The organism is Cellulomonas sp. URHE0023 (assembly GCF_000688475.1).
Taxonomy (GTDB): Bacteria; Actinomycetota; Actinomycetes; order Actinomycetales; family Cellulomonadaceae; genus Cellulomonas.
The window spans coordinates 1-25251 of sequence record NZ_JIAN01000008.1; the positions used below are offsets into that span (position 1 = coordinate 1).

27 protein-coding genes and 1 riboswitch are annotated in these 25251 nt (G+C 71.3%); of the genes, 20 read left to right on the forward strand and 7 right to left on the reverse strand.

Features of this window, described 5'->3' with window-relative positions; translation table 11 throughout:
- From N553_RS0115185 to N553_RS0115225, 9 genes are all read left to right on the forward strand, one after another.
- On the forward strand, positions 1-450 hold a 450-nt coding region (locus N553_RS0115185), incomplete at its 5' end, for a methyl-accepting chemotaxis protein (RefSeq protein WP_028047241.1).
- Positions 451-591: 141 nt separating this feature from the next.
- Entirely contained in the window at positions 592-1764 is a 1173-nt protein-coding gene (locus tag N553_RS0115190) for a methyl-accepting chemotaxis protein (protein WP_156043861.1), read from the forward strand.
- A gap of 109 nt (positions 1765-1873) precedes the next feature.
- Positions 1874-3001, forward strand: a complete 1128-nt coding sequence (locus tag N553_RS0115195; protein ID WP_028047243.1) for a chemotaxis response regulator protein-glutamate methylesterase — start codon at positions 1874-1876, stop codon at positions 2999-3001.
- Positions 3001-3903, forward strand: coding sequence for a protein-glutamate O-methyltransferase CheR (locus N553_RS22975; protein WP_081844671.1), 903 nt, complete (start codon positions 3001-3003; stop codon positions 3901-3903). The genes N553_RS0115195 and N553_RS22975 overlap by 1 nt, the downstream gene beginning before the upstream one ends.
- The gene (locus tag N553_RS0115205) at positions 3900-4283 is read left to right on the forward strand and encodes a response regulator (protein ID WP_028047244.1); all 384 of its coding nucleotides are present in this window, start codon (positions 3900-3902) and stop codon (positions 4281-4283) included. The genes N553_RS22975 and N553_RS0115205 overlap by 4 nt, the downstream gene beginning before the upstream one ends.
- Entirely contained in the window at positions 4280-4759 is a 480-nt protein-coding gene (locus N553_RS0115210) for a chemotaxis protein CheX (protein WP_028047245.1), read from the forward strand. The genes N553_RS0115205 and N553_RS0115210 overlap by 4 nt, the downstream gene beginning before the upstream one ends.
- The gene (locus N553_RS0115215; protein ID WP_197030102.1) at positions 4756-5118 is read left to right on the forward strand and encodes a response regulator; all 363 of its coding nucleotides are present in this window, start codon (positions 4756-4758) and stop codon (positions 5116-5118) included. Before N553_RS0115210 ends, N553_RS0115215 begins: the two co-directional genes overlap by 4 nt.
- A complete protein-coding gene (locus N553_RS0115220; RefSeq protein WP_028047247.1) occupies positions 5115-5603 on the forward strand; it encodes a hypothetical protein in 489 nt (162 codons plus the stop codon). The genes N553_RS0115215 and N553_RS0115220 overlap by 4 nt, the downstream gene beginning before the upstream one ends.
- A gap of 64 nt (positions 5604-5667) precedes the next feature.
- Positions 5668-7134 carry an NCS2 family permease gene (locus tag N553_RS0115225; protein ID WP_028047248.1) on the forward strand — a complete coding sequence of 489 codons (1467 nt, stop codon included), beginning with the start codon at positions 5668-5670 and terminating at the stop codon, positions 7132-7134.
- Between the two features lie 30 nt (positions 7135-7164).
- On the opposite strand, the gene N553_RS0115230 is transcribed toward N553_RS0115225, so the two are convergent.
- Positions 7165-7782 carry a protein-tyrosine-phosphatase gene (locus N553_RS0115230; protein ID WP_028047249.1) on the reverse strand — a complete coding sequence of 206 codons (618 nt, stop codon included), beginning with the start codon at positions 7780-7782 and terminating at the stop codon, positions 7165-7167.
- A 62-nt stretch (positions 7783-7844) separates the two neighbouring features.
- Positions 7845-8288, reverse strand: coding sequence for a VanZ family protein (locus tag N553_RS0115235; RefSeq protein ID WP_028047250.1), 444 nt, complete (start codon positions 8286-8288; stop codon positions 7845-7847).
- 116 nt (positions 8289-8404) lie between these two features.
- Between N553_RS0115235 and N553_RS0115240 the strand changes: the two genes are divergently transcribed.
- From N553_RS0115240 to N553_RS0115260, 5 genes are all read left to right on the forward strand, one after another.
- Positions 8405-9730, forward strand: coding sequence for a UDP-glucose/GDP-mannose dehydrogenase family protein (locus N553_RS0115240; protein WP_028047251.1), 1326 nt, complete (start codon positions 8405-8407; stop codon positions 9728-9730).
- Between the two features lie 141 nt (positions 9731-9871).
- Positions 9872-10294: a MarR family winged helix-turn-helix transcriptional regulator gene (locus N553_RS0115245; protein ID WP_028047252.1), complete on the forward strand. Its 423-nt coding sequence runs from the start codon at positions 9872-9874 to the stop codon at positions 10292-10294.
- On the forward strand, positions 10291-11616 hold the full coding sequence (locus tag N553_RS0115250; RefSeq protein ID WP_028047253.1) for an MFS transporter: 1326 nt from the start codon (positions 10291-10293) through the stop codon (positions 11614-11616). Before N553_RS0115245 ends, N553_RS0115250 begins: the two co-directional genes overlap by 4 nt.
- A 102-nt stretch (positions 11617-11718) precedes the next feature.
- Entirely contained in the window at positions 11719-13545 is a 1827-nt protein-coding gene (locus N553_RS22980) for a DUF4012 domain-containing protein (RefSeq protein WP_051640233.1), read from the forward strand.
- Positions 13546-13748: 203 nt separating this feature from the next.
- Positions 13749-14399, forward strand: a complete 651-nt coding sequence (locus N553_RS0115260) for a hypothetical protein (RefSeq protein WP_028047254.1) — start codon at positions 13749-13751, stop codon at positions 14397-14399.
- A 69-nt stretch (positions 14400-14468) separates the two neighbouring features.
- Here the strand turns inward: N553_RS0115260 and serC are convergent, their stop codons facing one another.
- Positions 14469-15617: a phosphoserine transaminase gene (gene serC / locus N553_RS0115265; RefSeq protein WP_231505297.1), complete on the reverse strand. Its 1149-nt coding sequence runs from the start codon at positions 15615-15617 to the stop codon at positions 14469-14471.
- 93 nt (positions 15618-15710) lie between these two features.
- Between serC and N553_RS0115270 the strand changes: the two genes are divergently transcribed.
- From N553_RS0115270 to N553_RS0115285, 4 genes are all read left to right on the forward strand, one after another.
- Positions 15711-16415, forward strand: coding sequence for a metal-dependent transcriptional regulator (locus N553_RS0115270; RefSeq protein WP_028047256.1), 705 nt, complete (start codon positions 15711-15713; stop codon positions 16413-16415).
- 320 nt (positions 16416-16735) lie between these two features.
- A riboswitch (cyclic di-AMP (ydaO/yuaA leader) is annotated at positions 16736-16901 on the forward strand.
- 2 nt (positions 16902-16903) lie between these two features.
- Positions 16904-17674 carry a C40 family peptidase gene (locus tag N553_RS0115275; RefSeq protein WP_028047257.1) on the forward strand — a complete coding sequence of 257 codons (771 nt, stop codon included), beginning with the start codon at positions 16904-16906 and terminating at the stop codon, positions 17672-17674.
- Positions 17675-17991: 317 nt separating this feature from the next.
- A complete protein-coding gene (locus N553_RS0115280; protein WP_051640277.1) occupies positions 17992-18525 on the forward strand; it encodes an HNH endonuclease in 534 nt (177 codons plus the stop codon).
- 27 nt (positions 18526-18552) lie between these two features.
- A complete protein-coding gene (locus N553_RS0115285; protein WP_028047259.1) occupies positions 18553-19491 on the forward strand; it encodes a universal stress protein in 939 nt (312 codons plus the stop codon).
- A gap of 16 nt (positions 19492-19507) precedes the next feature.
- Here N553_RS0115285 and N553_RS0115290 read toward each other — a convergent pair whose 3' ends face one another.
- Positions 19508-19981 (reverse strand): Lrp/AsnC family transcriptional regulator, encoded by a 474-nt coding sequence (locus N553_RS0115290; protein WP_028047260.1) that lies wholly within the window; start codon positions 19979-19981, stop codon positions 19508-19510.
- Between the two features lie 153 nt (positions 19982-20134).
- Here N553_RS0115290 and N553_RS0115295 point away from each other — a divergent pair, with 153 nt between their 5' ends.
- Complete coding sequence (locus N553_RS0115295; RefSeq protein ID WP_028047261.1) at positions 20135-21415, forward strand: CAP domain-containing protein; 1281 nt, start codon at positions 20135-20137, stop codon at positions 21413-21415.
- A 118-nt stretch (positions 21416-21533) separates the two neighbouring features.
- On the opposite strand, the gene rocD is transcribed toward N553_RS0115295, so the two are convergent.
- The 3 genes from rocD to N553_RS0115310 all read right to left on the reverse strand — a co-directional run bounded on the left by rocD (position 21534) and on the right by N553_RS0115310 (position 24231).
- Positions 21534-22817 carry an ornithine--oxo-acid transaminase gene (gene rocD, locus N553_RS0115300; RefSeq protein ID WP_028047262.1) on the reverse strand — a complete coding sequence of 428 codons (1284 nt, stop codon included), beginning with the start codon at positions 22815-22817 and terminating at the stop codon, positions 21534-21536.
- Positions 22814-23647: a dimethylargininase gene (ddaH, locus tag N553_RS0115305; protein ID WP_028047263.1), complete on the reverse strand. Its 834-nt coding sequence runs from the start codon at positions 23645-23647 to the stop codon at positions 22814-22816. Before ddaH ends, rocD begins: the two co-directional genes overlap by 4 nt.
- A gap of 110 nt (positions 23648-23757) precedes the next feature.
- Positions 23758-24231, reverse strand: coding sequence for an SRPBCC family protein (locus N553_RS0115310; protein ID WP_028047264.1), 474 nt, complete (start codon positions 24229-24231; stop codon positions 23758-23760).
- A 33-nt stretch (positions 24232-24264) separates the two neighbouring features.
- Here N553_RS0115310 and N553_RS0115315 point away from each other — a divergent pair, with 33 nt between their 5' ends.
- Complete coding sequence (locus tag N553_RS0115315) at positions 24265-25251, forward strand: aldo/keto reductase (protein WP_028047265.1); 987 nt, start codon at positions 24265-24267, stop codon at positions 25249-25251.

The following is a 25251-nucleotide window of genomic DNA, read 5'->3' on the forward strand; positions in this document are numbered from 1 at the left end:
AACCTGCTGGCGCTGAACGCGACGATCGAGGCTGCGCGTGCCGGTGAGGCCGGCAAGGGCTTCGCGGTCGTGGCCGGTGAGGTCAAGGAGCTCGCGTCGGAGACCGCCCGTGCCACCGAGGACATCACGCGGCGGGTCGAGGCCATCCAGGCCGACACCACCGGTGCGGTCGCGGCGATCGGGCAGATCGCCACGATCATCGCCTCCGTCAGCGACTACCAGCTCACGATCGCCTCGGCGGTCGAGGAGCAGACCGCGACGACGAACGAGATGTCCCGTGGCGTGGCTGAGGCCGCGACCGGCTCCGGCGAGATCGCCGTGAACATCTCCGGGGTGGCCAACTCGGCCGCGTCCTCGTCGCAGACCCTGGGGCAGATGGGCGACGCGGTCAACGAGCTCGCGCGCATGTCGACCGACCTGCGCACGCGCGTGTCGGCCTTCACCTTCTAGGTCGGACCAGCAGTACGACGCGGACGCCCCACCGGGCCTGTTTCCGGTGGGGCGTCCGCGTGTCCGCATCCCTCATCTTCCGAGGGAAGCGGTCGATCAGTAGACCGAGCACGAACCACACACATCCCGGAGGACCGAGGCATGAGCGCGACGACGTCGAGCACCCAGTACGAGACCGAGCAGCGCGCGGCGGCATGGTTCAGGAACCTGTCCGTGCGGACCAAGATCCTCACCGCGATGATCCTTCTCGCCGTCGTCTCCGCCGCCTTCGGCGCCAGCGCTGCCGGAGGTGCCGCGTCGATCATCACGATCGCCCTCGTGCTCGTCCTGATCGCAGCCCTCGCCCTCGGGGTCGCGGTGGCCAAGAACGTCCGCTCCGCCGTCGAGCGCGTGCAGGAGGTGCTGGACGGCATGGCGGCCGGTAACCTCACCCGCCGTGCCCGCGTGGTCTCGGACGACGAGATCGGCCAGCTGGCACGTCGCCTGAACGAGGCGCAGGACGCCGTGGGCGCGACCCTGTCGGGTGTGCTCGAGACGTCGCAGACCGTGACCGCCGCCGCTGAGGGCCTCTCGGCTTCCTCGGCCCGGGTGACCGCGGGCTCGGACGAGACCAGCGCGCAGGCCGGTGTCATGGCTGTTGCCGCCGAGCAGGTCTCCCGCAACGTCCAGGCCGTTGCCGCGGGTGCCGAGCAGATGGGTGCCTCGATCCGCGAGATCGCGCAGAACGCCAACCTTGCCGCGAAGGTCGCCGACCAGGCGACCTCGGCGGCGGAGTCCGCGAACGACCAGGTCGCACGTCTGGGCGAGTCGTCCCAGCAGATCGGCAACGTGGTCAAGACGATCACGAGCATCGCCGAGCAGACCAACCTGCTGGCGCTGAACGCGACGATCGAGGCTGCGCGTGCCGGTGAGGCCGGCAAGGGCTTCGCGGTCGTGGCCGGTGAGGTCAAGGAGCTCGCCTCGGAGACCGCCCGTGCCACCGAGGACATCACCCGGCGGGTCGAGGCCATCCAGGCCGACACCACCGGTGCGGTCGCCGCGATCGGTCAGATCGCCACGATCATCGCCTCCATCAACGACTACCAGCTCACGATCGCCTCGGCGGTCGAGGAGCAGACCGCGACCACCAACGAGATGTCCCGTGGCGTGGCCGAGGCCGCGACCGGCTCCGGTGAGATCGCCGTGAACATCAGCGGCCTGGCCTCGTCGGCCGCGTCCTCCTCGCAGACCCTGGGGCAGATGGGCGACGCGGTCAGCGAGCTCGCGCGCCTGTCCTCGGAGCTGCGCACGCGCGTCGCGGCCTTCAGCTTCTGACGCTCTGCCGGACCGGACGGTCGGGGGCACCGCTGCCCCGACCGTTCGTCCGACCCCCAGCCCGCAGCCCGCAAGATCGGGATACCCCGGTGAATCAGAAGGAGGACCAGTGACACCGATCCGCGTGCTTGTCGTAGACGACTCCGTCGTCGTGCGACGACTCGTCACGGACGCGCTGTCCAGGGACCCTGCCATCGAGGTGGTCGGCTTCGCTGCGAACGGTCGGCTGGCGGTCGGCAAGGTCGCCCAGCTCGCGCCGGACGTGGTGACGATGGACATCGAGATGCCGGAGATGAACGGCATCGAGTCGGTGCGCGCCATCCGGCGCGCCGGCCACAAGATGCCGATCATCATGTTCTCGACGCTCACCGAGCGGGGTGCCGCGGCGACGCTGGACGCGCTCGTCGCGGGCGCCCAGGACTACGTCACCAAGCCGGCGAACGTGGGCAGCGTCCAGGAGTCGATGGCTCAGGTCGCCGACAACCTCGTGCCCAAGATCAAGGCGCTCGTGGGGCGCTCGGCACCGCACGCGGCACCGCACACGGCGGTCCGTACGACCTCGGCGGTGGCCCCGTCCGCACCGAGTGCGCCGCGGCCCGTCGTCAAGCGCCTCGAGCCCGCGCCGCACCCGATCCGCGCGCTCGTGCTCGGTTCGTCGACGGGTGGCCCCGAGGCACTGTCCAAGCTGGTCGCCTCGCTCACCCGCCCCCCGAGCATCCCGATCCTCGTGGTCCAGCACATGCCGCCGGTGTTCACGCGCCAGCTGGCCGCGCGCCTCGACCGGCTCGGTCCGGCCCGCGTGGTCGAGGCCGAGGCCGGCATGGAGCTGACGCCCGGCACCATCTACATCGCACCCGGCGACAAGCACCTCGAGCTCCACCGTCAGGGCGCCGGCGTGCGCACCGTCCTCACGGACGGTCCGCCGGTGAACTTCTGCCGCCCGTCGGTCGACGTGCTGTTCGGTTCTGCCGTGCGTGCGTTCGGCAACGAGCTGGTCGGCGTCGTGCTCACGGGCATGGGGTCCGACGGCCGTACCGGCTGTCAGCAGCTGGTCGAGGCCGGTGGGACCGTCGTGGTCCAGGACGAGCCGACGAGCGTCGTGTGGGGCATGCCCGGTGCAGTGGCGACCGCGGGCCTGGCGCACCGCATCGTCCCGCTCGGCGAGATCGCCCCGACGATCGAACGTCTGGTTGCTTCCGGGACCGGTCCGGTCCTCGTCCGAGGCGGGGTGGCCTGATGGCTGTCAGTGCGGAGTCGTTCGCGTTCGTCGCGGACCTCGTGCGCCGCCGAAGCGCGATCCAGCTGGCCCCCGGCAAGGAGTACCTGGTCGAGAGCCGACTGCTCTCGCTCGCTCGCGAGGACGGAGCAGCCGACGTCGACGCGTTCGTCCGGACGGTGCGCTCCAGTGCCAAGGAGTCGGACTTCGCTCGCATCGTCGAGGCGCTCACCACCAACGAGACGTCGTGGTTCCGTGACTCGGCGCCGTTCGCGGCGCTCCAGTCCTACGTGGTGCCCGAGCTCATCGCGGCACGCGGCACGTCGGCTCGTCTGAAGGTGTGGTCGGCTGCCTGCTCGACCGGCCAGGAGCCGTACTCGATCGCGATGACGCTCGCCGACTGCCTGCCGGCGTCCGCCTCCGCGGACATCCTGGCGACGGACCTGTCGGAGCAGGTGCTGGCCAAGGCGCGCGAGGGCCGGTACAGCCAGCTCGAGGTCAACCGTGGCCTGCCTGCGACCATGCTCGTCCGGCACCTGAGCAGGGTCGGCGCCGAGTGGCAGATCTCGCAGGCGCTGCGCAACCTCGTGACGTTCCGGCAGCACAACCTCCTGGACCTTCCGCCGATCGGCGGACCGTTCGACGTGGTGTACCTGCGCAACGTGCTCATCTACTTCGACATCGCGACCAAGCGCGCGATCCTCGAACGGCTGCGCCGCGTGATGAAGCCCGACGGCATCCTCATGCTCGGTGCCGCCGAGACCACCATCGGCGTCGACGACGCCTGGATCCGCGTCCCGGTCGGGACCGGATCGGTCTACCGGCCGAACAGGCCGCTGGCCGCGAGCGTTCCCATCTCCACCGTTCCACAACCCCGAACCGCACCCTATTCATCTGTTCTGACCCGAGGAGCACACTCATGAGAGCGCTCGTGATCGACGACTCACGCACAATGCGGCGCATCGTCGCGGGCACCCTGCAGGACCTGGGCTTCGAGACGGAGCAGGCCGAGCACGGGCGCGCGGCGCTCGACCTCCTCGAATCCGGGGTCGACGTCCAGCTGTGCTGCATCGACTGGAACATGCCCGTCATGGACGGCCTCACGTTCGTCAGTGAGGTCCGCGCCAACCCGGCGTGGCGACACATCACCCTGATGATGGTGACCACCGAGAGCGAGCAGGGACAGATCGTCCGCGCGCTGGCCGCCGGTGCCCACGAGTATCTGATCAAGCCGTTCACGCCTGACGCGATCCGCGGCAAGCTGGACCTGTTGGGGCTCGTCCCCGTCGAGGAGATGGCATGAGCCCCATCGTTGAGCACGCCCAGATCTTCATGATCGCGCAGGAGGTCTTCGCGGCCATGGTCGACGGGGACGCCGGTCTCCTTCAGCCGTGGGACGGCGACCTGCCCGCACTCGACCAGGCCGTCAGCTCCTGGGTCGACATCCACGGCGACTGGCTCGGTCGTGCTGTACTGACCACCGAGAAGTCCACCGCTGACGACCTCGCTCGCGCCCTGCTCGACATGGGTGCGGACGAGGAGGTCACGGAGCCTGACCTCGTCGACGCGTTCGGCGAGATCGCCAACGTCATCGGTGGCAACGTGAAGTCGTTGCTGCCGACCCAGGGCAGCCTGGGGCTGCCCACCGTCGCTTCCGTCGCCCCGCTCCTCGGCGGTGCGGTGGTCATCCAGGAGCTTCGACTGGCCTGGCGGGGCCGCCCGTTGCTCGTCGCCGTGTGGGAGATCGAGAACACCGTTCAGGAGGGGAACCATTCATGATCCGCGTACTCGTCACTGACGACAGCCGCGTGATGCGCCAGATCGTGATTCGCACGCTGCGCCAGGCCGGCTATGACTGGGACGTCCGTGAGGCGTCCGACGGCGCCGAGGCGCTCGAGGCCATCCGTGCCGACGAGCCCGACGTCGTCCTGTCGGACTGGAACATGCCGAACATGACGGGCATCGACCTGTTGCGCCGCCTGCGCGCGGAGGGCTTCCAGACGCCGTTCGGGTTCGTCACGTCGGAGGGCTCGCCCGAGATGCGTGCCGCCGCCGAGTCGGCCGGTGCGTTGTTCCTCATCGCGAAGCCGTTCACCGCGGACGCCTTCCGCGAGGTCATCGACCCGGTGCTCGCATGAGCAACGACACCCCGCTGCCGTCCGCGAAGGACGTCCGTGAGCTGATAGAGGGCCTCGTCGGCCGCGACATCGCGGTCACCACCGGTGGCCCGATGATCGACCACAGGGCCGAGGGTGGCGCCCTCATGGGCGTCTACGTCGACAACCGCCTCAAGCTGACCGCGCTGGTGCTCCTGGACCTGCCGCTCGCCGCGCACCTCGGCGCCTCGCTCGGGCTCGTGCCCGTACGCGTCGCGAACGAGGCCATCGAGGAGAGCATGCTGCCCCCAGCGCTGCTCGAGAACGCCGGCGAGATCCTGAACGTCCTGGCGTCCCTCTTCAACGCGGAGGGTGCCCCGCACGTCAAGCTCGACAGGCTCTACGAGCCTGGGTTCCCGGTTCCGGCCGATGTCGCGACGTGGGTGCTCGCCTACGTTCGACGTACCGACCTGGAGATGGACGTGGCCGGGTACGGCCCAGGGTGCTTCTCGCTGCTCGTGATCTGAGGCACGTCCGTCCGCGGGCGGCGCGCGTCCGTTCGCGGTGCTGACGCTCTGGCACACTGCGCGCATGACGACGACGACCGACCGGGCCTCGGGCAGCGCGATCGACCGGTTCTTCAAGATCTCGCAACGCGGCTCGACCCTCGGCACCGAGGTGCGCGGTGGCCTGGTCACGTTCTTCACGATGAGCTACATCATCGTGCTGAACCCGCTGATCATCGGCACCGTGAAGTCCGGCGACGGGCAGTTCCTCGGCGGCGGCGACACCCCGAACCTGGCCATGGTCGCGGCGACGACCGCCTTGGTCGCCGGCCTGATGTCCATCCTCATGGGGGTGGTGGCCAACTTCCCGCTCGCGCTGGCCACCGGACTGGGCCTCAACGCGGTCGTCGCCTACTCGATCGCCGCGCTGCCCGGCATGTCCTGGCAGGACGCGATGGGGATCGTGGTCCTCGAGGGGCTGATCATCCTGCTCCTCGTGACCACCGGCCTGCGTCAGGCGGTGTTCCGCGCGGTGCCGCGCGAGCTCAAGACCGCGATCAGCGTCGGCATCGGCCTGTTCATCGCGTTCATCGGCCTCGTGGACGCCGGCTTCGTGCGGATCCCGGCGAGCCTGGCCACGCCGGTCGAGCTCGGCATCGGCGGGTCGCTCGGCAGCTGGCCGCTGCTCGTCTTCGTGGTCGGACTGTTCGTGGCGGTGATCCTCATGGTCCGCAAGGTCCGCGGCGCGATCCTGATCGCGATCGTCTCCGCGACGGTCCTGGCGTTCCTGATCGAGCTCGTCGGCGACCTGGGCGCCAAGTCCGCCGAGAACCCCGCAGGCTGGTCGCTCGCGGTGCCGCACTGGCCGTCCGGCGGCATCGTCGCCGCGCCCGACTTCTCGCTCGTCGGGCAGTTCTCGCTGTTCGGCTCCGTGAAGTCCATCGGGGTCGTCGCGGTGATCCTGCTGGTCTTCTCGCTCCTGCTCGCCGACTTCTTCGACACGATGGGGACCATGGTCGCCGTGGGCGGCGAGGCCGGCCTGCTCGACAAGGACGGCAACCCGCCGAACACCACCCGCATCCTCGTCGTCGACTCGATCGCCGCGGCGGCCGGTGGCGCCGGCAGCGTCTCGTCGAACACGTCGTACATCGAGTCGGCGTCCGGCGTCGGCGACGGCGCGCGGACCGGCCTGGCCTCCGTGGTCACCGGTCTGGCGTTCCTGCTCGCCACGTTCCTCGCACCCCTGGTCCAGCTGGTGCCGTTCGAGGCGGCGACCCCTGCCCTGGTCGTCGTCGGCTTCCTGATGGTCACGCAGATCACCGGGATCGACTGGCGCAACTACGAGGTCGCCATCCCGGCGTTCCTCACCATCATCCTGATGCCGTTCACCTACTCGATCACCGTGGGCATCGGCGCCGGCATCATCATGTTCGTCGTCCTGAAGGTCGCCGTGGGCAAGGTCCGTGAGGTCCACCCGTTCATGTGGGTCACGTCGGCGCTCTTCGTCGTCTACTTCCTGATCGGTCCCATCAAGGCCTGGCTCGGCATCTAGCACCGGTCGGAGCCCTGACGGCCCACCCGCCTACCTGCGGACCAGGGCCGTCAGGGTCTCGACCGCCGGCAGCAGCTGGTGGAACGACCGCTCGTAGAGCGCGGTGTCGCCGCGGTAGGGGTCGACGACGTCGTCGTCGGTCGGGCGGTAGGACACCATCCCCCGACGAAGGCCGGCCACGGGGACCAGCGCGCGCAGGCGGTCGGCGGTGGTCGCGTTGGCGCCGGGGAGCGCGGCCGGGTCGACGTCCGCCGCGAGGCGGGCCAGCTCACGCAGCGTGAACGTACGCCGGACCGCCGCGGGCACGAGCTCGACGACTGCGGAGCGGTGCTTGCGGGTCAGGCCGATCACGAGGTCGGCGGACCGGATCATCGACTCGTCGAGCTGACGGCTGGTGAAGCCTGCCGGGTCGGCGCCGTGCGCCTGGACCAGCTGCGCCATCGCGCGGGTCATCGAGCGTCCGACCAGTGCGCCCGTACCGGCGGAGCCGATCTCGATCGCGGGCATCAGGGCACCGGCCGCGGGGCGACCCTGGACCGCTGCACCGAGCCGTGCGGAGAGCAGGCGCTCGACCGCCGGCGACCGGCAGATGTTGCCCGTGCACACGACGAGGACGCGCAGGGGCGCGGCCACGTCGGAGGGAGTCACAGCCCCATGATCCCTGGCCAGCGGCGCGCAGCCGGACAAACGCACCCGATTGCCGCACAAGTTCAGCCGGAGGTGGCGGGCCGCCTCGCGACTCGTCGACGGGCCTTCACCGACCTCACGGCCTGCAGGCCCAGCACGCCGAGCGCCGCTCCGAGGGTGTTCAGCACGACGTCCTGCACGGTGGGGACCCTCGTCGGGAGCAGGAGGAGCTGCGTCAGCTCGATCGCTGCGGACAGGCAGAGCCCGAGCACCACGACGAGCCAGCCGCGCCGCACCAGAAGGCCCACCAGAACCCCGAACGGCACGAACATGACGACGTTCGCGGCCGCCTCGAGGCCGGCGTACGTGATCGGGACGCCGACCCGGGCCAGCCAGGCGAGGACCTCGCGGACGAGGTCGAAGCTGCTGGAGGGTGCGGGAGCGGGCCACAGCGTCAGCCGTGCCACGAGCGCGAGGTACACCGTCAGGGCGACGACGACGCGGCGTCGGGCGGTGGGCTGGAGCACGTCACGGACGGTAACAGGGCCGTTCACCCGTCTGGCGGTGGCGGTGGAGGATCACCCGCCGGGCACCGCGAGCGTCCCGGTACTCTCGTCGGGAATCCACCACAAAGGGGCAATCCGTGCGACTTTCCGTCATCGGGTGCGGCTATCTCGGGGCCGTGCACGCCGCGAGCATGGCTCAGCTGGGCCACGACGTCATCGGCATCGATGTCGATCAGGCCAAGATCGACGCGCTGCGGGAGGGTCGCGCCCCGTTCTACGAGCCGGGTCTGCCCGAGCTGCTCACGCAGGCCGGCGCGACAGGTCGGCTGTCGTTCAGCACGGACATCTCCGAGGCTGCAGGCGCGGACGTGCACTTCATCTGCGTGGGGACACCTCAGGTGCACGGCGAGTTCCGTGCCGACCTCACGTACGTGAACTCGGCCGTCGAGGCGCTCCTGCCGCACCTGCGGGCCGGGGACGTCGTGGCGGGCAAGTCCACGGTGCCGGTCGGGACCGCGGAGGCGATCGCGGAGGTGCTCTCCGGGACGGGGGCCGTGCTCGTCTGGAACCCCGAGTTCCTGCGCGAGGGCTTCGCGGTGCAGGACACGCTGCACCCGGACCGGCTGGTCTACGGGTTGCCGACGGACGGCGACGGCGAGCCGACGCTCGAGGGCGCCAAGGCGCAGGCCGTGCTCGACGAGGTGTACGCGACGCCGCTCTCGGAGAACACCCCGCTCGTCGTGACGGACTACGCCACGGCGCAGCTGGTCAAGGTGGCGGCCAACTCGTTCCTGGCCACGAAGATCTCGTTCATCAACGCCATGGCAGAGCTGTGCGAGTCGACGGGCGCCGACGTCACGCGCCTGGCTGACGCCATCGGCTACGACGACCGGATCGGGCGGCGGTTCCTCAACGCGGGCCTGGGCTTCGGTGGTGGCTGCCTGCCCAAGGACATCCGTGCCTTCATGGCGCGGGCCGGTGAGCTGGGCGTCAGCGACGCGCTCGGGTTCCTGCGCGAGGTGGACTCGATCAACATGCGTCGGCGGGTCCGGGTGGTCGACCTGGCGCGCGAGGTCTGCCACGGGTCGATCGTCGGGCGTCGCGTCGCGGTGCTCGGTGCCGCGTTCAAGCCCGACTCCGACGACGTGCGCGACTCACCGGCGCTGTCGGTGGCTGCTCAGATGCAGCTGCAGGGCGCGCACGTCACCGTGACCGACCCGCAGGCGATCGCGAACGCGCGGGCCAAGTGGCCGGACCTGCACTTCGCAGACACGGCGCTCGAGGCTGCGGCCGACGCGGACGTGGTCCTGCTCGCCACCGAGTGGGCGGAGTACCGCGCGCTCGACCCCGAGGAGCTCGGTGAGGTGGTGGCGCACCGGCGGATGCTCGACGGGCGCAACGTGCTCGAACCTGCGCAGTGGCGGGCCGCAGGGTGGACGTACCGCGCCCTCGGCCGGCCCTGACCGCCCAGGACAGCGTGCTCGACGGCCGTCGCCCAGCTGGGGCGGCGGCCGTCGTCGCGTTCTGAGCCCGTCCGGTTCGGGCACGGTGGGAATACGGTTCGCCCGGATTCGTTACGCAAGGTAATGACGTATGCTAACGATATGGCTCCCACACCCGACCCGACCGGCGACCTGCGCATCGCCATCGGACGTGCGGCGCGGCGGATCCGGGCCGAGCGCGGTGGCGCCGGCCTGGCGGACCCGCAGTACACGGTGCTCCTCTGGCTGAACAAGGAGGGGCCGCTGACCCCGGGGCAGCTGGCTGACCTCGAGCGCGTCCAGCCGCCGTCGATGACGCGCACCGTGACCTGCCTCGCGGACCTCGGGCTCGTGGCCAAGAGCCCGCACGCGACCGATGGTCGGCAGGTCGTCGTCAGCCTGACCCAGGCAGGCGAGGCGGAGGTCGAGGAGACGCGCAGGCGACGCAACATCTGGTTGGCCGCGCAGCTCGACGCCATGACGCCCGACGAGCGACAGGTCCTGACCGACGCCGCCGAGCTGCTCCGCAGGATCGCAGACGCATGAGCCCGACGTTCTCCTCGCTCCAGTTCCGCAACTACCGCCTCTGGTTCGCCGGCGCGCTGGTCGCGAACATCGGGACGTGGATGCAGCGCGTCGCGCAGGACTGGCTCGTCCTCACGCAGCTGTCCGACGAGTCCGGTGTCGCCGTCGGCATCACGACCGCCCTCCAGTTCGCCCCTGTCCTCCTGCTGTCACCGTGGGCGGGGCTGCTGGCGGACCGTGTCGACCGCCGCAAGCTCCTCATCGCGACGCAGGTGGGCCAGGGCGTGCTCGCCGGCGGACTGGGGCTCCTGGTGCTGTCCGGGAACGCGCAGCTGTGGCACGTCTACCTGTTCGCCCTCGCGCTCGGCTGCGTCACCGCGATCGACGGGCCGGTCCGGCAGACGTTCGTCGCAGAGCTGGTCCCTGCCGCCAAGCTGTCCAACGCGGTCGGCCTGAACAGCGCCTCGTTCAACGCCGCCCGGCTGATCGGCCCGGGCGTCGCCGGTCTGCTCATCGCCGCGGTGGGCACCGGGTGGGTGTTCCTCATCAACGCGGCCACGTTCGCCGCCACGATCGTCGCGCTGACGCAGATGCGCATGTCGGAGATGCGACCCATGCCCACGGTCGTGCGGGCCAAGGGGCAGCTGCGCGAGGGCATCGCCTACGTCCGTGGCCGCAGCGACATCCTCGTGATCATGGTCGTCGTCGGGGCCGTGTCCACGTTCGGCCTGAACTTCCAGCTCACGAGCGCCATGATGGCGCGCAGCGAGTTCGGCCGCGGTGCGGGGGAGTACGGCATCCTCGGCTCGGTGCTCGCGATCGGGTCGCTCACGGGCGCACTGCTCGCCGCCCGACGCGAGCGACCCCGGGTCCGCCTGGTGATCGGCTCGGCGTTCGCGTTCGGGATCGCCACCGGCGTCATGGCCCTCATGCCCACCTACCCGGCGTTCATGGTGGCCTGCATCCCCGTCGGGCTCGCGTCGCTCACCATGATGACCGCTGCCAACTCGACCATCCAGATGACGACCGACCCGGCCGTACGCGGACGCGTGATGGCCCTGTACATGATGGTGTTCCTGGGCGCGACGCCCATCGGGTCGCCCATCGTCGGCTGGATCGGCCAGACGTACGGCCCGCGGTGGGCCATCGGCATCGGGTCGATCACCGCGCTGGTCGTCGCCACGGGTGCCGCGCTCTGGGCTCGGTGGAGGTGGGACGTGCGCGTCCGGTACCGGGTGCGGACCCGCCCGCACCTGGAGATCGTCACCCCACGCCGGCTGCGCGCCGAGACGGCCGTGGAGCTCGGTGCCCGCGAGGCGGCCGACCACCAGACCGCAGCCTGACCAGCGCGCACCTCGCGCAGGTCGGCGTGCGTGACGGCCTGGTCGGGTGAACAGTGCCGTCCGACGTGTCCGCCGCCATGTCCGGCATGTGACGATCTGTCCGTGAGCACAACGATCAAGGGACCCCCGGGACCGGGCGAGTTCTTCGGTGTGTTCCCTGCCGACCAGGCTCGCCACTCGCGTGGCTCGCGCCGTTCGCGCGCGACCCGCACGACCGTCTGGGCGGTCCTCGGAGCCTTCGTCGTCCTCGTCGGGCTCGGTGCATGGCTGGCCTACCGGGCCTCCCAGGCGTCCCAAGCCCTGTACGCGGCGCAGGACGGGTTCTCGGCGATGCAGAAGAACCTGGACGGGGCCGGCACCGGCACGATCGAGCAGCAGATGCCGGCGGTCCAGGCGAACCTCGCGACGGCGGTCGCCGCGACCCGTGACCCGGTCTGGCGGCTGGCGGAGCACGTGCCGGTCCTCGGCGCCAACCTCGAGGCGGTGCGCATCGTCTCGTCGTCGCTGAGCGACCTGACCGCCGACGCACTGCCCGCCGTGAGCTCGCTCAACGCCGTCCTGAACATCGAGGGTGCGCGAGGGCTGGACGGTCGGGTGGACCTCGCACCGCTCGTGGAGGCTGGCCCCAAGATCATCGACGCGGCAGCGAGCGCGCACACGGCGCAGGACGCGGTCGCCCAGATCGACACCGGCGCGCTCGTGTCACAGCTCGCGGGTCCCGTCGACAAGCTGAGCTCGACCCTGGACACCGTCACCGGCGCGCTCGACGCGGGCGCTCAGGTGGCCACCTTGCTGCCACCGATGCTCGGCGCCGACGGACCCCGCACCTACCTCATGGTGTCGCTGAACTCCTCGGAGCTGCGCAGCGCCGGTGGCATCGTCGGTGCGTTCGCGGTGCTGCATGCGGAGGACGGCGCGGTGACGCTGGTCGACCAGCGCTCCACCATCGACCTGCCCGGTATCGACCAGCCGATCCTCCCGCTCACCGAGGAGGAGCTGAACCTCGACACGGACCGCCTGGGCCGCTGGGTGCAGGACTCGGTCATGACGCCGGACTTCCCCCGGTCCGCGGAGCTCATCGCGGCCCGGTGGGAACGGGACATCGGCCAGCACGTCGACGGTGTCGTCGCGGCTGACCCCGTCGGGGCGCGCTACCTGCTTCAGGCCACCGGACCCGTGACAGCCGAGAACGGCACGACCGTGAACGCCTCGGACGTGCTGCGGGTGCTGCTGCACGACGCCTACCAGAACATCTCCGACCCCGCGTCGACCGACGCGTTCTACGCCGACGTCGCCGCCGCGATCTTCGGCGCCGTCGGATCGGGTCAGGGCGACACGGACGGACTGGTCACGGCGCTGACCAAGGCGGGTTCCGAAGGTCGGATCCGCATCTGGTCCGCCGACCCCGTGGAGGAGAAGACGCTCGCGGGCACGACGATCGGCGGCGCCTTCCTCTCCGGCGACCACGCGGACGCGACCGGCGTCTTCCTGAACGACGGGACGGGCGGCAAGCTCGACTACTACCTGACCACCAAGGTGGCGATCGAGGACCTCCAGTGCTCGGGCAAGAACCCGACCGCCACGGTGCGCCTCGACCTCGACTACGCCCCGCCCGCGAACGTCACGGAGCTCCCCGGCTACGTGACCGGCCCGGGCTTCGGAGGGCTGCCCGTCGGGAGTCTCGCGACGAACGTCAGCGTCTACTCGGCGGTCGGCGAGAAGCTGGGCCCTCTCGGTCTGAACGAGGGCATCATCGCCGGCACGACGGGCACCGCAGCAGGACGTGACGTCCAGGTCGTGACGTCGATCCTCGAGCCCGGTCGGCACGAGACCTACTCGACGACGGTCCCGGTCAAGAACGGCACCGTCAGCGTCTGGACGACTCCGACCCTGACCGATGCCGGCTTCGTCTCGGCCACCTGCCCGTGAGCCTCTGACCTGGCCGTTCGGCACGGGGCAGGCGTCAGAAGCTGGACGCGCGTTCACCCCATGGGGTGAAGTTTGGGCGATTCGCACCCATTTCCACCGCTTCACCCGATCCGCCCTGCCATATCGGTCGCGGAGGGCGCGATGATGGGCGTCTGAAATGTCCGATTCGACGAACCCTTGAGGCGAAGACCATGGTCAGAACTATGCGCGGCGCGATCGTCGTGCTGGCGGTTGCCCTGCTGGGCTTCGTGACCGCACCCGCTTCCATCGCCGCTGCCGGCCCCAGCCCCGCGCCCAGCGGCACCGGTGCGACGGAGTACCCCGCTCCCTCCCTCTTCTCCGCCCAGGTCACGCCGACGTGCGTCGAGGACGCCCCCGCGGTGTCGTACGCCGTCAAGGGCCTGCCCACCGAGGTGACGACCGTCAACGTCACGTTCCAGAACTCGAGCGGCGACACCGTCAAGCTCACGGACGTGCCGCTCACGGGCAAGTTCAAGGCGCTGCTCAAGGCCGGCCTCAAGGTCCAGTTCGCGGTCGGTACCCAGGTCGTCGCGGTTGACGCGCCGGTCGTGACGGTCAACTGCGGCCCTCAGGTGCTCGTCGAGACGCCGACCCCGACGCCCACCCCGACCGGGACGCCGTCCACCCAGGTGCTGGTCGACCCGTCGAGCCCCCCGACGCCCGTGAGCCAGGTGCTCGCCGAGGGTGACCCGGCGCCCGCCAGCAACGCCGCCGTCCTGTCCGCCACCGGCAGCAACGGAGCGCCGCTGCTCGTGGCCGCGATCGCGTTCGTCGTCGTCGGTGCTGCAGTCCTCGCGCTCGTGACGATCTCGCGTCGCCGCCGGAACGCCTGACCCGGTAGCCGCACCACACGGACGACGCCCGCCCCCTACCTGACCGGGGGGCGGGCGTCGTCGTCTGTGTCAGAGCAGCTGGTCGACCACGTGGTCGATGCACGCCGTGAGCGCGAGGACGTCCTCGGGGTCGACGGCCGGGTACATCGCGACCCGCAGCTGGTTGCGGCCCAGCTTGCGATAGGGCTCGACGTCGACGACGCCGTGGGCACGAAGCACCTTGGCGACGGTCGCGGCCTCGACCTCGGGGGACAGGTCGACCGTTCCGACGACGTTCGAGCGGATCGCAGGGTCGGACACGAAGGGGGTGGCCCAGTCGCGGGCGTCGGCCCATCCGTAGAGATGGCCGGCCGAGGTCGCCGTCCGTTGCGCGGCCCACGGCAGCCCGCCGTTGCCCAGGATCCAGTCGAGCTGCTCCGCCAGGAGGACGAGCGTCGCGATCGCTGGCGTGTTGAGGGTCTGGTCCAGGCGCGAGTTGGTGACAGCCGCCGTGAACGACAGGAACTCGGGCACCCAGCGACCGCCGGACTCGATCCGCGCGGCCCGCTCGATCGCGGCGGGGGACGCTGCGGCGAGCCAGAGCCCGCCGTCCGAGGCGAACGACTTCTGCGGCGCGAAGTAGTAGACGTCGGTCTGGCTCACGTCCACGGCCAGACCGCCCGCGCCGGACGTCCCGTCGACCAGCACGAGCGCACCCTGGGTCCGCGAGCCGGTGACCCGGCGGACGGGCGCGACGACGCCCGTCGAGGTCTCGTTGTGCGGCCAGGCGTAGGCGTCCGCGCCGTCCACGAACGTCGGCACCGAGACCTCGCCGGGCGCCACGGCGTTGATCACCGGCGACCCGAGGAACGGTGCGCGGCGAGCGGCGGCCGCGAACTTGGCGCCGAACTCACCGAACGTCCCGAACGCCGCGACGTCGTCGACGAGGCACAGCGTCGCGACGTCCCAGAACGCCGACGAGCCGCCGTTGCCGAGCACGATCTCGTAGCCGTCCGGCAGGTCGAGCAGCGTGGACAGGCCTGCGCGCACGCGTGCGACGAGCGCGCGGACGGGTGCCTGCCGGTGAGAGGTGCCGAGCAGAGCCGCAGCCGGACCGGCGAGCGCCTGGACCTGCGCCGCGCGGACCTTCGAGGGCCCGGAGCCGAAGCGGCCGTCGGCGGGCAGCAGGTGGGTCGGGATGGTGGGCAGGGCGGCACCAGTGGTGTGAGCGTCGGGCACGTGCCCGAGAATAGGCGGTCGGCGCCCCGGGATGTCTTCGCGACCAACTAGCCTGTGCTGCAGCACGGTGACACGACGTTGGAGGCTGCAGCAGTGAGCGACCTGATCGACACGACGGAGATGTACCTCAAGACGATCTACGAGCTCACCGAGGAAGGCATCACCCCCCTGCGCGCCCGGATCGCGGAGCGCCTGGGACACTCCGGTCCGACGGTCTCCCAGACGGTCGCACGCATGGAGCGGGACGGACTGGTGGTCGTCAGCGGCGACCGGCACCTCGAGCTGACCGGCGTGGGCGAGGCCAAGGCCACGCGCGTCATGCGCAAGCACCGCCTCGCGGAGCGGCTCCTGACGGACGTGATCGGCCTGGAGTGGCCGTACGTGCACGAGGAGGCCTGCCGCTGGGAGCACGTGATGAGCGAACGCGTCGAGATCCGGCTCGCCGAGCTCCTCGACCACCCGCACTTCGACCCGTACGGCAACCCCATCCCGGGACTCGGGGAGATCGGCGAGGAGACCACGCGCGAGGGGTTCCTCGACGGCGTCACGTCGCTCGTCACCTTCCGCGGTGCGGCCGGCGCTGACGGGGTCGAGCGGGCGGTCGTCGCCCGTATCGCGGAACCGTTGCAGGTGGACGTCGAGCTGCTGACGCGGCTGGCCGATGCCGGCATCCAGCCGCAGCGGGAGATCTCGATCGAGCGCACCGACGGTGTGGTGACCGTGTCCACCGTCGGTTCGGACATTCTGCTCGACCTGCCCGAGGACATCGCCCGGCACATCTTCGTCGGATCGCGCTGACGCCGGTCCCGGACCGCCCTGCCTTGGGCGCCGGCTGGCGCGCGATCCTAGCGGTCCTCGAGGCGCCTGTCTGATAGGTCCGTGATCTTCTTTTGCTCCGTTTCGGGGCGTCCAGAGGGCGTGGTCCTAGGCCGCTGACCTGCGGTTTCGCCCGTCGCCCCAGAGGCCCTCAGGGGCCGTGCAGGACGTCTGTCCAGCATCAGGGAAGTTTCTCGTGATCGGAACGTGACAATCGCCGGGACCGTCATGTACGTTCGTCCTGCTTCTTCAGAACCCTCCTCCGAAGAAGCCCTCGAGCGGAACGCCTAACCCTGCCGCTGTTTCGAGGTTCGCTCTAACCGCCGGCAGGGGCGGGGGACCCAATTGCGGGCACCGGAAGTTCGGTGTCCTTGGGGTGAAGTCGCTGAACCGGCCAGCCGGGGACGCGGCCGGGTGTTCTCCCATCCGAACCCGACAGCTGACCTCGTAGGCCTCAGGAGAGGCACAGCGTGACCGTAAGCACCACTAGCGCCCGCCATCGCGCGGCGCGGCGTCCCTCGACGCCACTGACCGAGCTTGCCCTGGCAGCCACCGGTCAGATCGGCACCGTTGGTCGTCGGACCGCCGTCGTGGCCGCGTCGTCGGGCCTCGTCGTCTCGATGCTCGGCTCGCCCGCATCGGCAACCGCCGGTGACGCAGGTGCGCTTCCGGCCGTCGACACCGCTGCACTGACGGCCTCGGCCCGCGCGCTGCTCGACACCGCGCCGGTCGTCACGTCGCCTGCTGACGCAGCGTGGACGGTCGACATCCCCGTGGTCACGGCCGAGACGCCGCCGCCCCCTCCGCCCGTCAAGGCTGCCAAGGCCGCCTCGCGCAGCGCGGCACGCGCCGCAGCAGCGGCCGCCGTCGAGGCCGCTCCGGCGTCCGCAGCCGTCCCGCAGTCGGTTGCCGGCAACGCGGTCCTGGAGATCGCAGCCCAGTACGTCGGAACGCCGTACGTGTCCGGTGGCAGCGCGCCCGGTGGGTTCGACTGCTCGGGCTTCGTCTCCTACGTCTACGGGCAGCTCGGCGTGAGCCTGCCGCGGACCTCCGGAGGCATCAAGGCCGCCGGGACGATCATCTCGCGTGACGAGGCACAGCCCGGCGACATCATCTGGAGCCCCGGTCACGTGTCGCTGTACGCCGGTGGCGACTCGCAGATCGACTCGCCCCGCCCGGGCAAGACGGTCCAGTTCCGCGCCATCTGGCAGAGCGCGCCCGTGTTCATCCGGATCGGCTGACCTCAGCCGCCCGCACGACGAAGCCCTGACGACATCGCGGTCGTCAGGGCTTCGCCATGTCCGCTGCCGGATCATGCGCGGCACCGCGACCGGACGTCGGTCCGTGCGCCTGGCTCGCCCAGCGCGTCGGGTCGGTGCTCGGCGGGCCCGAGCGCCCTGCCGCGGCTCGCCGTCACACCCCGACGACTGGGTACCGGCGCGTAGTCTGGCCGTGCACCACGCTGTTGCTTCGCTTCGCCGGGCCGGCAGCCAGCCGGTCTGACCCCCGAGGTCGGGAGAACGCCGTGCTCGTGAACGCCCTCACGTCGACCGCCGAGATGCCTGGCGGAGCGGATGCCACCGCCCCCCTGGCCGGATCGGCCGCTCGCACCCTCCTGCTGAACGCGAGCATGGAACCGCTGTGCATCGTGAACCTGCGTCGAGCCGTGATGCTCGTCATGACAGGCAAGGCCACGGTCCTCGAGTCGGACGGGCGGCTCCTGCACTCCGAGCACGTCGTGGTGCCACTCCCGGTCGTCCTGTGCCTGACCCGCTACGTGCACGTGCCGGTGCGTCGGCCCGTGCCGCCCACGCGCCGCACGGTGCTGCAGCGCGACAACCACAGGTGTGCGTACTGCGGCGGGGGAGCGGACACCGTCGACCACGTGCACCCGCGGTCCCGCGGCGGCCGTCACGAGTGGACCAACGTCGTCGCGGCGTGCGTCCGCTGCAACCACCGCAAGGCCGACCGGCTCCTGCACGAGATCGGCTGGGAGCTCGCGTTCGTGCCTCGGGCGCCCCGCTGGTCGGTAGCCTTCGGCACCACGTCGGTGCGCACCGAGCCGTTGTGGTCGCAGTACGTCGTGGCGTGAGGGCCTGAAGGCCGTGGGAGGCTGCTCATGACGAGGGACGACGTGGTCCTCGTAGGGGTCGACGGGTCGTCGGCGAGCCTGCACGCACTGGACTGGGCTGCCGCGCAGGCGGTCAAGCACGGCTGGGCCCTGCGGGTGGTGTGCAGCTACTCGTTGCCCTCGTTCACGGCGGCCTCGCTGGACGGTGGCTACGCCGCGCTCGACGACTCGACGATCCAGCAGGGCGCCCGGGCGGTGCTCGACGAGGCGGCTGCGCGGGTCTCCACGCACGGTGTTCCCGTCACGTCGAGCGTGGTGACCGGCGATGCCGCGGGCGTCCTGGTCGAGATGTCGCACACGGTCCGTTCCGTGGTCGTCGGGACGCGCGGCGGCGGAGGCTTCGCGGACCGGCTCCTCGGCACCGTCTCGTCGGCCCTGCCGGCGCACGCCTACTGCCCTACGGTCGTCGTCCCGCTCCGGCATGGGGGCAAGCCTCTGCCCGACGACGTCGCGATGCCGACGGTCAGGCCGGTGCGCCGGATCGTCGTGGGCGTCGATGGCTCGCCGGCCGCGGAGTACGCGCTGCACTACGCGATGACGGAGGCGGAGGTGTGGGGCGCTGACCTGACCGCCGTCGCGGGCGTGCCGGTCGGCGCGATGACCGGCGTGCTCTCCTGGCTGCCCTCTGCCGTGGACCGCGAGCAGGTGCTGCGGGACGTGACCGAAGGGCTCCACGTCGTGGTCGACCGTGCCCTGGCCGACCACCCGGGGCTGACGGTCCGGCGGCACGCCCTGGACGGGACGGGAGCGGAGCTGCTCACCGAGTTCTCGGCCGCGACCGACCTGATCGTCGTCGGGTCGCGGGGCCGCGGCGGGTTCGCGGGGCTGCTGCTCGGGTCCACCAGCCAGGCGGTGCTGCACCACGCGGACTGTCCGGTCATGGTCGTCACCGACCGCTGCGCCACCGACACGGCCGCAGCGAGCTAGACCCGCCGCACGCGCCTCACAGGTCTGGCCCCGGGGGGACGTCGGGCCGTCGTACCAACGCCGACAGCACGACGGTGGAACGCGTACGGGACACGAACGGCTCGGCGGCGAGGCGCTCCACGACGCGTTCGAGGTGCCGCATGTCGCGTGCCCGCACCTGGACCATGAGGTCGACGTCGCCCGTCACGGTGCTCGCCGCGACGACCTCGGGGTAGCTCTCCACGGCGGCGCGCATGGTCGCGGGACTGGTCGAGCCATGGCAGAACAGCTCGACGAACGCCTCCGTCTGCCATCCCATGGCGGCCGGATCGAGCCGAACCGTGAACCCACGGATCACGCCGCGCTCGCGCAGCCTGTCCACTCGACGCTTCACGGCCGGGGCTGACAGCGAGACCAGCTCTCCCACCTGCGCAAACGTCGCCCTGGCGTCCTGTCCGAGTGCGCGAAGGATCGCGTTGTCGAGGGAGTCGAGCCCGGTGTCGTCGCTCATCGGCCCATCATGACCGAGCCCGCGGGCTTGTGAAGGTGTGCCGTTTCGGCGTGCATCAATCCCCCAACCGTGCTCAAGTCGGACACTACGCATGCCGAGAGCACTGAAGGACGCCCTGCCGGGGGCGCCCTGCTGGTCCGTGATGGAGGCGACGTGAGCAAAGACACGAAGAAGCGCATCGACACCGTACCGACGCCGCGCGTGTCCGACGGGGACGTCGCGGTCTCCGCGCCCGTCGGCGAGTCGGACGAAGCCACGGCAGCTGCCGCGGGTGCGTCCGCCCGACCTGCGACCAAGGTCCGGCGTGGACCGGCGGCCCGTGGGCTCTCCGCCCCGACGGCCCCGTTGCTCGACGTCCCCCGACAGCCGTCGGCGTCGTCACCGCTCGTCGTCAGTGCACCCGCCGTGACGCCGGCAGCTGCTGCGCGCCAGCGCCGGGTCCGCACTGCCGTCTGGTTCGGGGCCGCCGCCACGGTCGTTCTGGCCCTCAGCACCGGCAGTGCGGTGTACGCGTCCAACGCGCGGGAGCAGGAAGCCCAGGATGCGGCGCTCGCCGCGAGCTCACGCGTGGACAAGTCGGTCGCCGCGAGCGCCCGTGACGCCGTCCTGGACAGGGGAGCCGACCAGGCGGTCGCGGCGACTGCGCTGGCGGCCAACCGTGCCCGCACCGCGGCACAGGCGCAGGCCGCCGTCGACCAGGCGAACTCCGTCCTCGCCGCGACGCCCAACGCGGGCGACGCCCCGCGCGCGGCGCTCGGTGCCGCCTCGACCGCGGTCGCCGCGGCGATGGCTGCGCCCACGACGAGTGCCGCGTCGCTGCGCAAGGTCGCCGGTGGCGTCGCAGCTCCGCTGCAGGGTGCCGTCGACGCCCAGGCCGCGTGGCAGGCCGCCGAGAACGCACGCATCGCGGCAGAGCAGGCGGCTGCCGCCGCGGCTCAGGCGCAGGCCGCCGCGGCGGCGGCCGCTCGGTCGAGGCAGACGAGCACGCCGCGAGCATCACGTTCCACCGCCTCCGCGCCCCGTGCTACGGCGTCGGGTGGTGCCGCGGCGCCGGCCCCAGCGGCTGCGGGGGTCCCGTCGGGTGGCAAGGTCTGCACGTCGGCAGGGGGCGGCGCCGGCGAGTCCAGCGTCGGTGCGATCGGTGCGGCGATCAACGCCTACCGGGCGGGCCTCGGCCTGCCGGAGCTCTCGGTGTCGCGCAGCGGCGGCCTGGTGTCGCACGCGGTCGACATGGCGAATGCGGGCGGCATCTGGCACTCGGGCAGCGACAACATCGTGGCGTGCGTGAGCAGCGGGTCGGCGTCGGCGATGGTCTCGGCCTGGTCGCAGTCACCGGGTCACGACGCGCAGATGCGGCGCACGGACGTCTCCAGCATGGGCGTCGGCGGCGCCAGCCTCGACGGTTGGCTCTACGGCGCCGTGAAGTTCAGCTGACCTTCGCCGTGACGGCGTCCCCGCGGGTGTGACACCCGACCCGCGCGGACGCCCTGCCACAAAGGTCCGCGCCCGCGCGGGTCAGGGGCCACGCGGGCGCGGACGGCCGCGGTAGCCGTCAGCGCAGGGCGTGCTCCAGGCGATCGGTTGCCAGGTCGAGGTCGCTCTCGGTGATCGTCAGCGGCGGCGCGAGCCGGATCGTCGACCCGTGAGTGTCCTTGGCGAGCACGCCCAGGGCCAGCAGGCGTTCGCAGAGGTCGCGGCCGTCGACGGGTCCCGACGTGGAGCGCGCCGTGGTCGGGCTGCCCGGGTCCGAGGACGCTCGGGGGACGTCGAGCCCCGCCCAGAGGCCCGCGCGACGAACCGAGGCCAGCAGGCCCTCGTCCACCAGCGCGTCGAGCCGTGCACCCCAGTGCGCGCCCAGAGCTGTCGCCGACGCCTGCAGCGACCCGTCGGACAGCAGGTCGACGACCGCGAGCCCGACGGCGCACGCGAGCGGGTTGCCGCCGAACGTCGACCCGTGGGTGCCCGCCGTCAGGACGCCCAGCACGTCTGACCTGCCGACCACGGCGGACACGGGCAGCACGCCGCCGCCGAGCGCCTTGCCCAGGGTCACCAGGTCCGGCTGGACACCCCACAGCTCGGACGCGAGCGTGGTGCCCGTGCGGCCCAGCCCCGACTGGATCTCGTCGCAGATCAGGAGGACGTCGGCGGCGGTGCACGCGGCGCGCACCGCCGGCAGGTAGGACTCCGACGGGAGGACGACCCCCTGCTCGCCCTGGATCGGCTCGATCAGCACCGCGACCGTCGTCTCGTCGATCGCGGACGCGAGCGCCAGCGCGTCGCCGTACGGGACGATGCGGAAGCCCGGCGTGTACGGGCCGAACCCGCGACGCGCGTCGGGGTCGGTGGAGAACGACACGATGGTCGTCGTCCGGCCGTGGAAGTTGCCGTCGGCCACGATGATCGTCGCCTGGCCGTCGGGTACGCCCTTGACCTCGTGGCCCCACTTGCGCGCGGCCTTGATCGCGGTCTCGACCGCCTCGGCGCCCGTGTTCATCGGCAGCACCATCGGCGGTCCGGCGACGAGCGGGCCGACGAGGCCGGCCAGCGCCTCCGCGAACGGGACGAGCAGGTCGTGGTCGAACGCGCGCGACGTGAGCGTGAGCCGGTCGATCTGGGCGTGCGCCGCGGCCGTCAGTGCGGGGTGACGGTGCCCGAAGTTGAGCGCCGAGTAGCCGGAGAGCAGGTCGAGGTAGCGGCGTCCGTCGACGTCGGTCACCCAGGACCCGAGCCCGTCGACCAGCGTCACGGGCAACGGGTGGTAGTTGTGCGCGAGGACGGCCGACGACTCCGACGACGAGGTCGACGCCGGCGCAGCGGCTACCGGGGTGAGCGTCATCGGCCTGCGCGGATCTCGAGCGTGCAGCACTTGGCGCCGCCGCCGCCCTTGAGCAGCTCGCTGGTGTCCACGGGGATCGGGTTGTACCCGCGCTCGGTGAGAGCCGCCGCAAGGTCGACAGCGCCGGGTGCGACGACGACGTTGTAGCCGTCGGACACGGCGTTCAGGCCGAGCGCACGGGCGTCGTCGGACGTCGCGTGGATCGCGTCCGGGAAGAGCTGCTCGAGGACCGCGCGAGACCCGGAGGAGAAGGCAGGCGGGTAGTAGGCGATCTGAGGGTCCTGCGACGTGCTCGACAGCACCGCGAGCGCCGTGTCCAGGTGGTAGTAGTGCGGCGACACGAGCTCGAGGGACACGACCGGGCGGCCGAACAGCTCCTGGGCCTCGGCGTGCGCCATCCGGTCGGTGCGGAACCCGGTGCCGGCCAGGATCAGGTCGCCGACGACGAGCAGGTCGCCCTCGCCCTCGTTGGTCTCGGCTGCTGTGTGGGTGACGTAGCCGCGGTCCGCGAACCACTTCTGGTACGCGGGGCCCTCAGCGGCGCGCTCGGCGTACCGGAAGCGGGCGGAGTAGACGACACCGTCGACGACCGTTGCGCCGTTGGCCGCGTAGACCATGTCCGGCAGGCCTTCGAGCGGCTCGATCGTCTCGACCGTGTGGCCGAGGTCGAGGTAGGTGTCACGCAGGCGTCGCCACTGCTGGACCGCAAGACCGGCGTCGGTGTGCTTGGTCTTGTCCATCCACGGGTTGATCTCGTAGGACACCGTGTAGTGCACGGGTTCGCACATCAGGTAGTGGCGGTCGGTACGTCCGGGGGCGATGGGGGGCATGGGGTGGCTCCTCGTGGCGTGTCGTTCCCACGAGGGTACGAGCCGGTACGGGCGAACGGTCGGACCTCGTAGTGCGCACCAGGGCGCGATCCATTGCGTTGAGGAAGTGGTCAGTGGTGATTCATTGCGCGGGCCTCGCTGCTGGCTCGCATCAGCGCGTACCGCACCATGCCCCCGAGGAACGGACGCATCGCGAGCGCGGTGAGCCGTCGAGGCAGTGGCCCCGCCAGCCAGACGTGCTCCGACCACAGCACGCGGCACGACGTGCGACCCGCCGGCACCACGACGATGCTCGCCGTCCCCTTCAGCACGTGACCGATCTTGGTGAACTCCGCAACGCCGGTGCGCGTCTCCGTCGGCGGGTCGAACCGGTCGACCCGCATGACGTCGGCGAGCCCGGGCGCACCGCGGCGCGCGAGCGGTCCCGACACCGCGGTGATCACCGAACCCACCTCCGGGGCGGCCGTGTCCAGGCCGACGCGCGTCAGGGGTATCCAGCGCCCGTGGTTGCGTGCGTCGGCCACGAGCGCCCACGCGGTCGACGCGTCGACGGGGAACGCGCGCACCACGGCGTCTGTTGTCATGCCCCCATCGTGGACCCCGGTAGCGTCGGCGGCATGGAGAGCAGGCAGCTGGGACGTACGGGTCGGAGTGTCGGTGTGGTGGGGCTCGGCTGCTGGCAGCTGGGCGCGGACTGGGGGTCCGTCGACGACGACGTCGCCCTGTCGGTCCTGGCAGCCGCGGTGGACGCGGGCGTGACGTTCCTGGACACGGCCGACGTGTACGGCGACGGGCGCTCCGAGCGTCTGATCGGACGGTTCCTCGCCGAGGGCGAGCACGGCGAGCTGACCGTCGCGACGAAGATGGGTCGCCGGGCCGACCCGCACACGACCGCCGCCTACACGCTGGACGCGTTCCGTGCGTGGACCGACCGCTCCCGCGAGAACCTCGGTGTGGACACGCTCGACCTGGTCCAGCTGCACTGCCCGCCGAGCGAGGTCTACCGCCGAGAGTCGACGTACGACGCGCTGGACACGCTCGTGCAGGAGCGCAGGGTCGCCGCGTACGGCGTCTCGGTGGAGACGGTCGACGAGGCGCTGGAGGCGATCATCCGGCCCCACGTCGCGACCGTGCAGATCATCCTGAACGTGTTCCGCCGCAAGCCGCTCGACGAGGTGCTCCCCGTCGCGCAGGAGCGCGGTGTCGGGATCATCGCGCGTGTGCCCCTGGCCAGCGGGCTGCTGTCGGGCACGTACGACGAGCACACCCAGTTCGCCGCAGACGACCACCGTTCCTACAACCGGCACGGAGACGCGTTCGACGTGGGGGAGACCTTTGCCGGGGTGCCGTTCGAGGTCGGCGTCGCCGCCGCACGTCAGGTAGCGACCCTGACACCGGCCGGGGCGTCGACCGCACAGCTGGCCCTGCGCTGGATCGTCGACCAGCCCGGGGTCTCTGTCGTGATCCCCGGAGCGCGGACGCCGGAGCAGGCACGCGCGAACGCGGCGGCCGCGGCGCTCGCACCGATCGACGAGGAGACGCTCGACGGCCTGAGGGGGATCTACGACGGCGCCATCCGGACGCACGTGCACGACCGCTGGTGA

Coding starts and splice junctions, on each gene's coding strand:
- N553_RS0115190 (WP_156043861.1), top strand. CDS start 592: ATGAGCGCGACGACGTCGAGCACCCAGTACGAGACCGAGCAGCGCGCG.
- N553_RS0115205 (WP_028047244.1), top strand. CDS start 3,900: ATGAGAGCGCTCGTGATCGACGACTCACGCACAATGCGGCGCATCGTC.
- N553_RS0115250 (WP_028047253.1), top strand. CDS start 10,291: ATGAGCCCGACGTTCTCCTCGCTCCAGTTCCGCAACTACCGCCTCTGG.
- N553_RS0115260 (WP_028047254.1), top strand. CDS start 13,749: ATGCGCGGCGCGATCGTCGTGCTGGCGGTTGCCCTGCTGGGCTTCGTG.
- N553_RS0115315 (WP_028047265.1), top strand. CDS start 24,265: ATGGAGAGCAGGCAGCTGGGACGTACGGGTCGGAGTGTCGGTGTGGTG.
- N553_RS0115220 (WP_028047247.1), top strand. CDS start 5,115: ATGAGCAACGACACCCCGCTGCCGTCCGCGAAGGACGTCCGTGAGCTG.
- N553_RS0115215 (WP_197030102.1), top strand. CDS start 4,756: ATGATCCGCGTACTCGTCACTGACGACAGCCGCGTGATGCGCCAGATC.
- N553_RS0115285 (WP_028047259.1), top strand. CDS start 18,553: ATGACGAGGGACGACGTGGTCCTCGTAGGGGTCGACGGGTCGTCGGCG.
- N553_RS0115310 (WP_028047264.1), bottom strand. CDS start 24,231: ATGACAACAGACGCCGTGGTGCGCGCGTTCCCCGTCGACGCGTCGACC.
- rocD (WP_028047262.1), bottom strand. CDS start 22,817: ATGACGCTCACCCCGGTAGCCGCTGCGCCGGCGTCGACCTCGTCGTCG.
- N553_RS0115280 (WP_051640277.1), top strand. CDS start 17,992: ATGCCTGGCGGAGCGGATGCCACCGCCCCCCTGGCCGGATCGGCCGCT.
- N553_RS0115210 (WP_028047245.1), top strand. CDS start 4,280: ATGAGCCCCATCGTTGAGCACGCCCAGATCTTCATGATCGCGCAGGAG.
- N553_RS0115290 (WP_028047260.1), bottom strand. CDS start 19,981: ATGAGCGACGACACCGGGCTCGACTCCCTCGACAACGCGATCCTTCGC.
- ddaH (WP_028047263.1), bottom strand. CDS start 23,647: ATGCCCCCCATCGCCCCCGGACGTACCGACCGCCACTACCTGATGTGC.
- N553_RS22975 (WP_081844671.1), top strand. CDS start 3,001: ATGGCTGTCAGTGCGGAGTCGTTCGCGTTCGTCGCGGACCTCGTGCGC.
- N553_RS0115225 (WP_028047248.1), top strand. CDS start 5,668: ATGACGACGACGACCGACCGGGCCTCGGGCAGCGCGATCGACCGGTTC.
- N553_RS0115245 (WP_028047252.1), top strand. CDS start 9,872: ATGGCTCCCACACCCGACCCGACCGGCGACCTGCGCATCGCCATCGGA.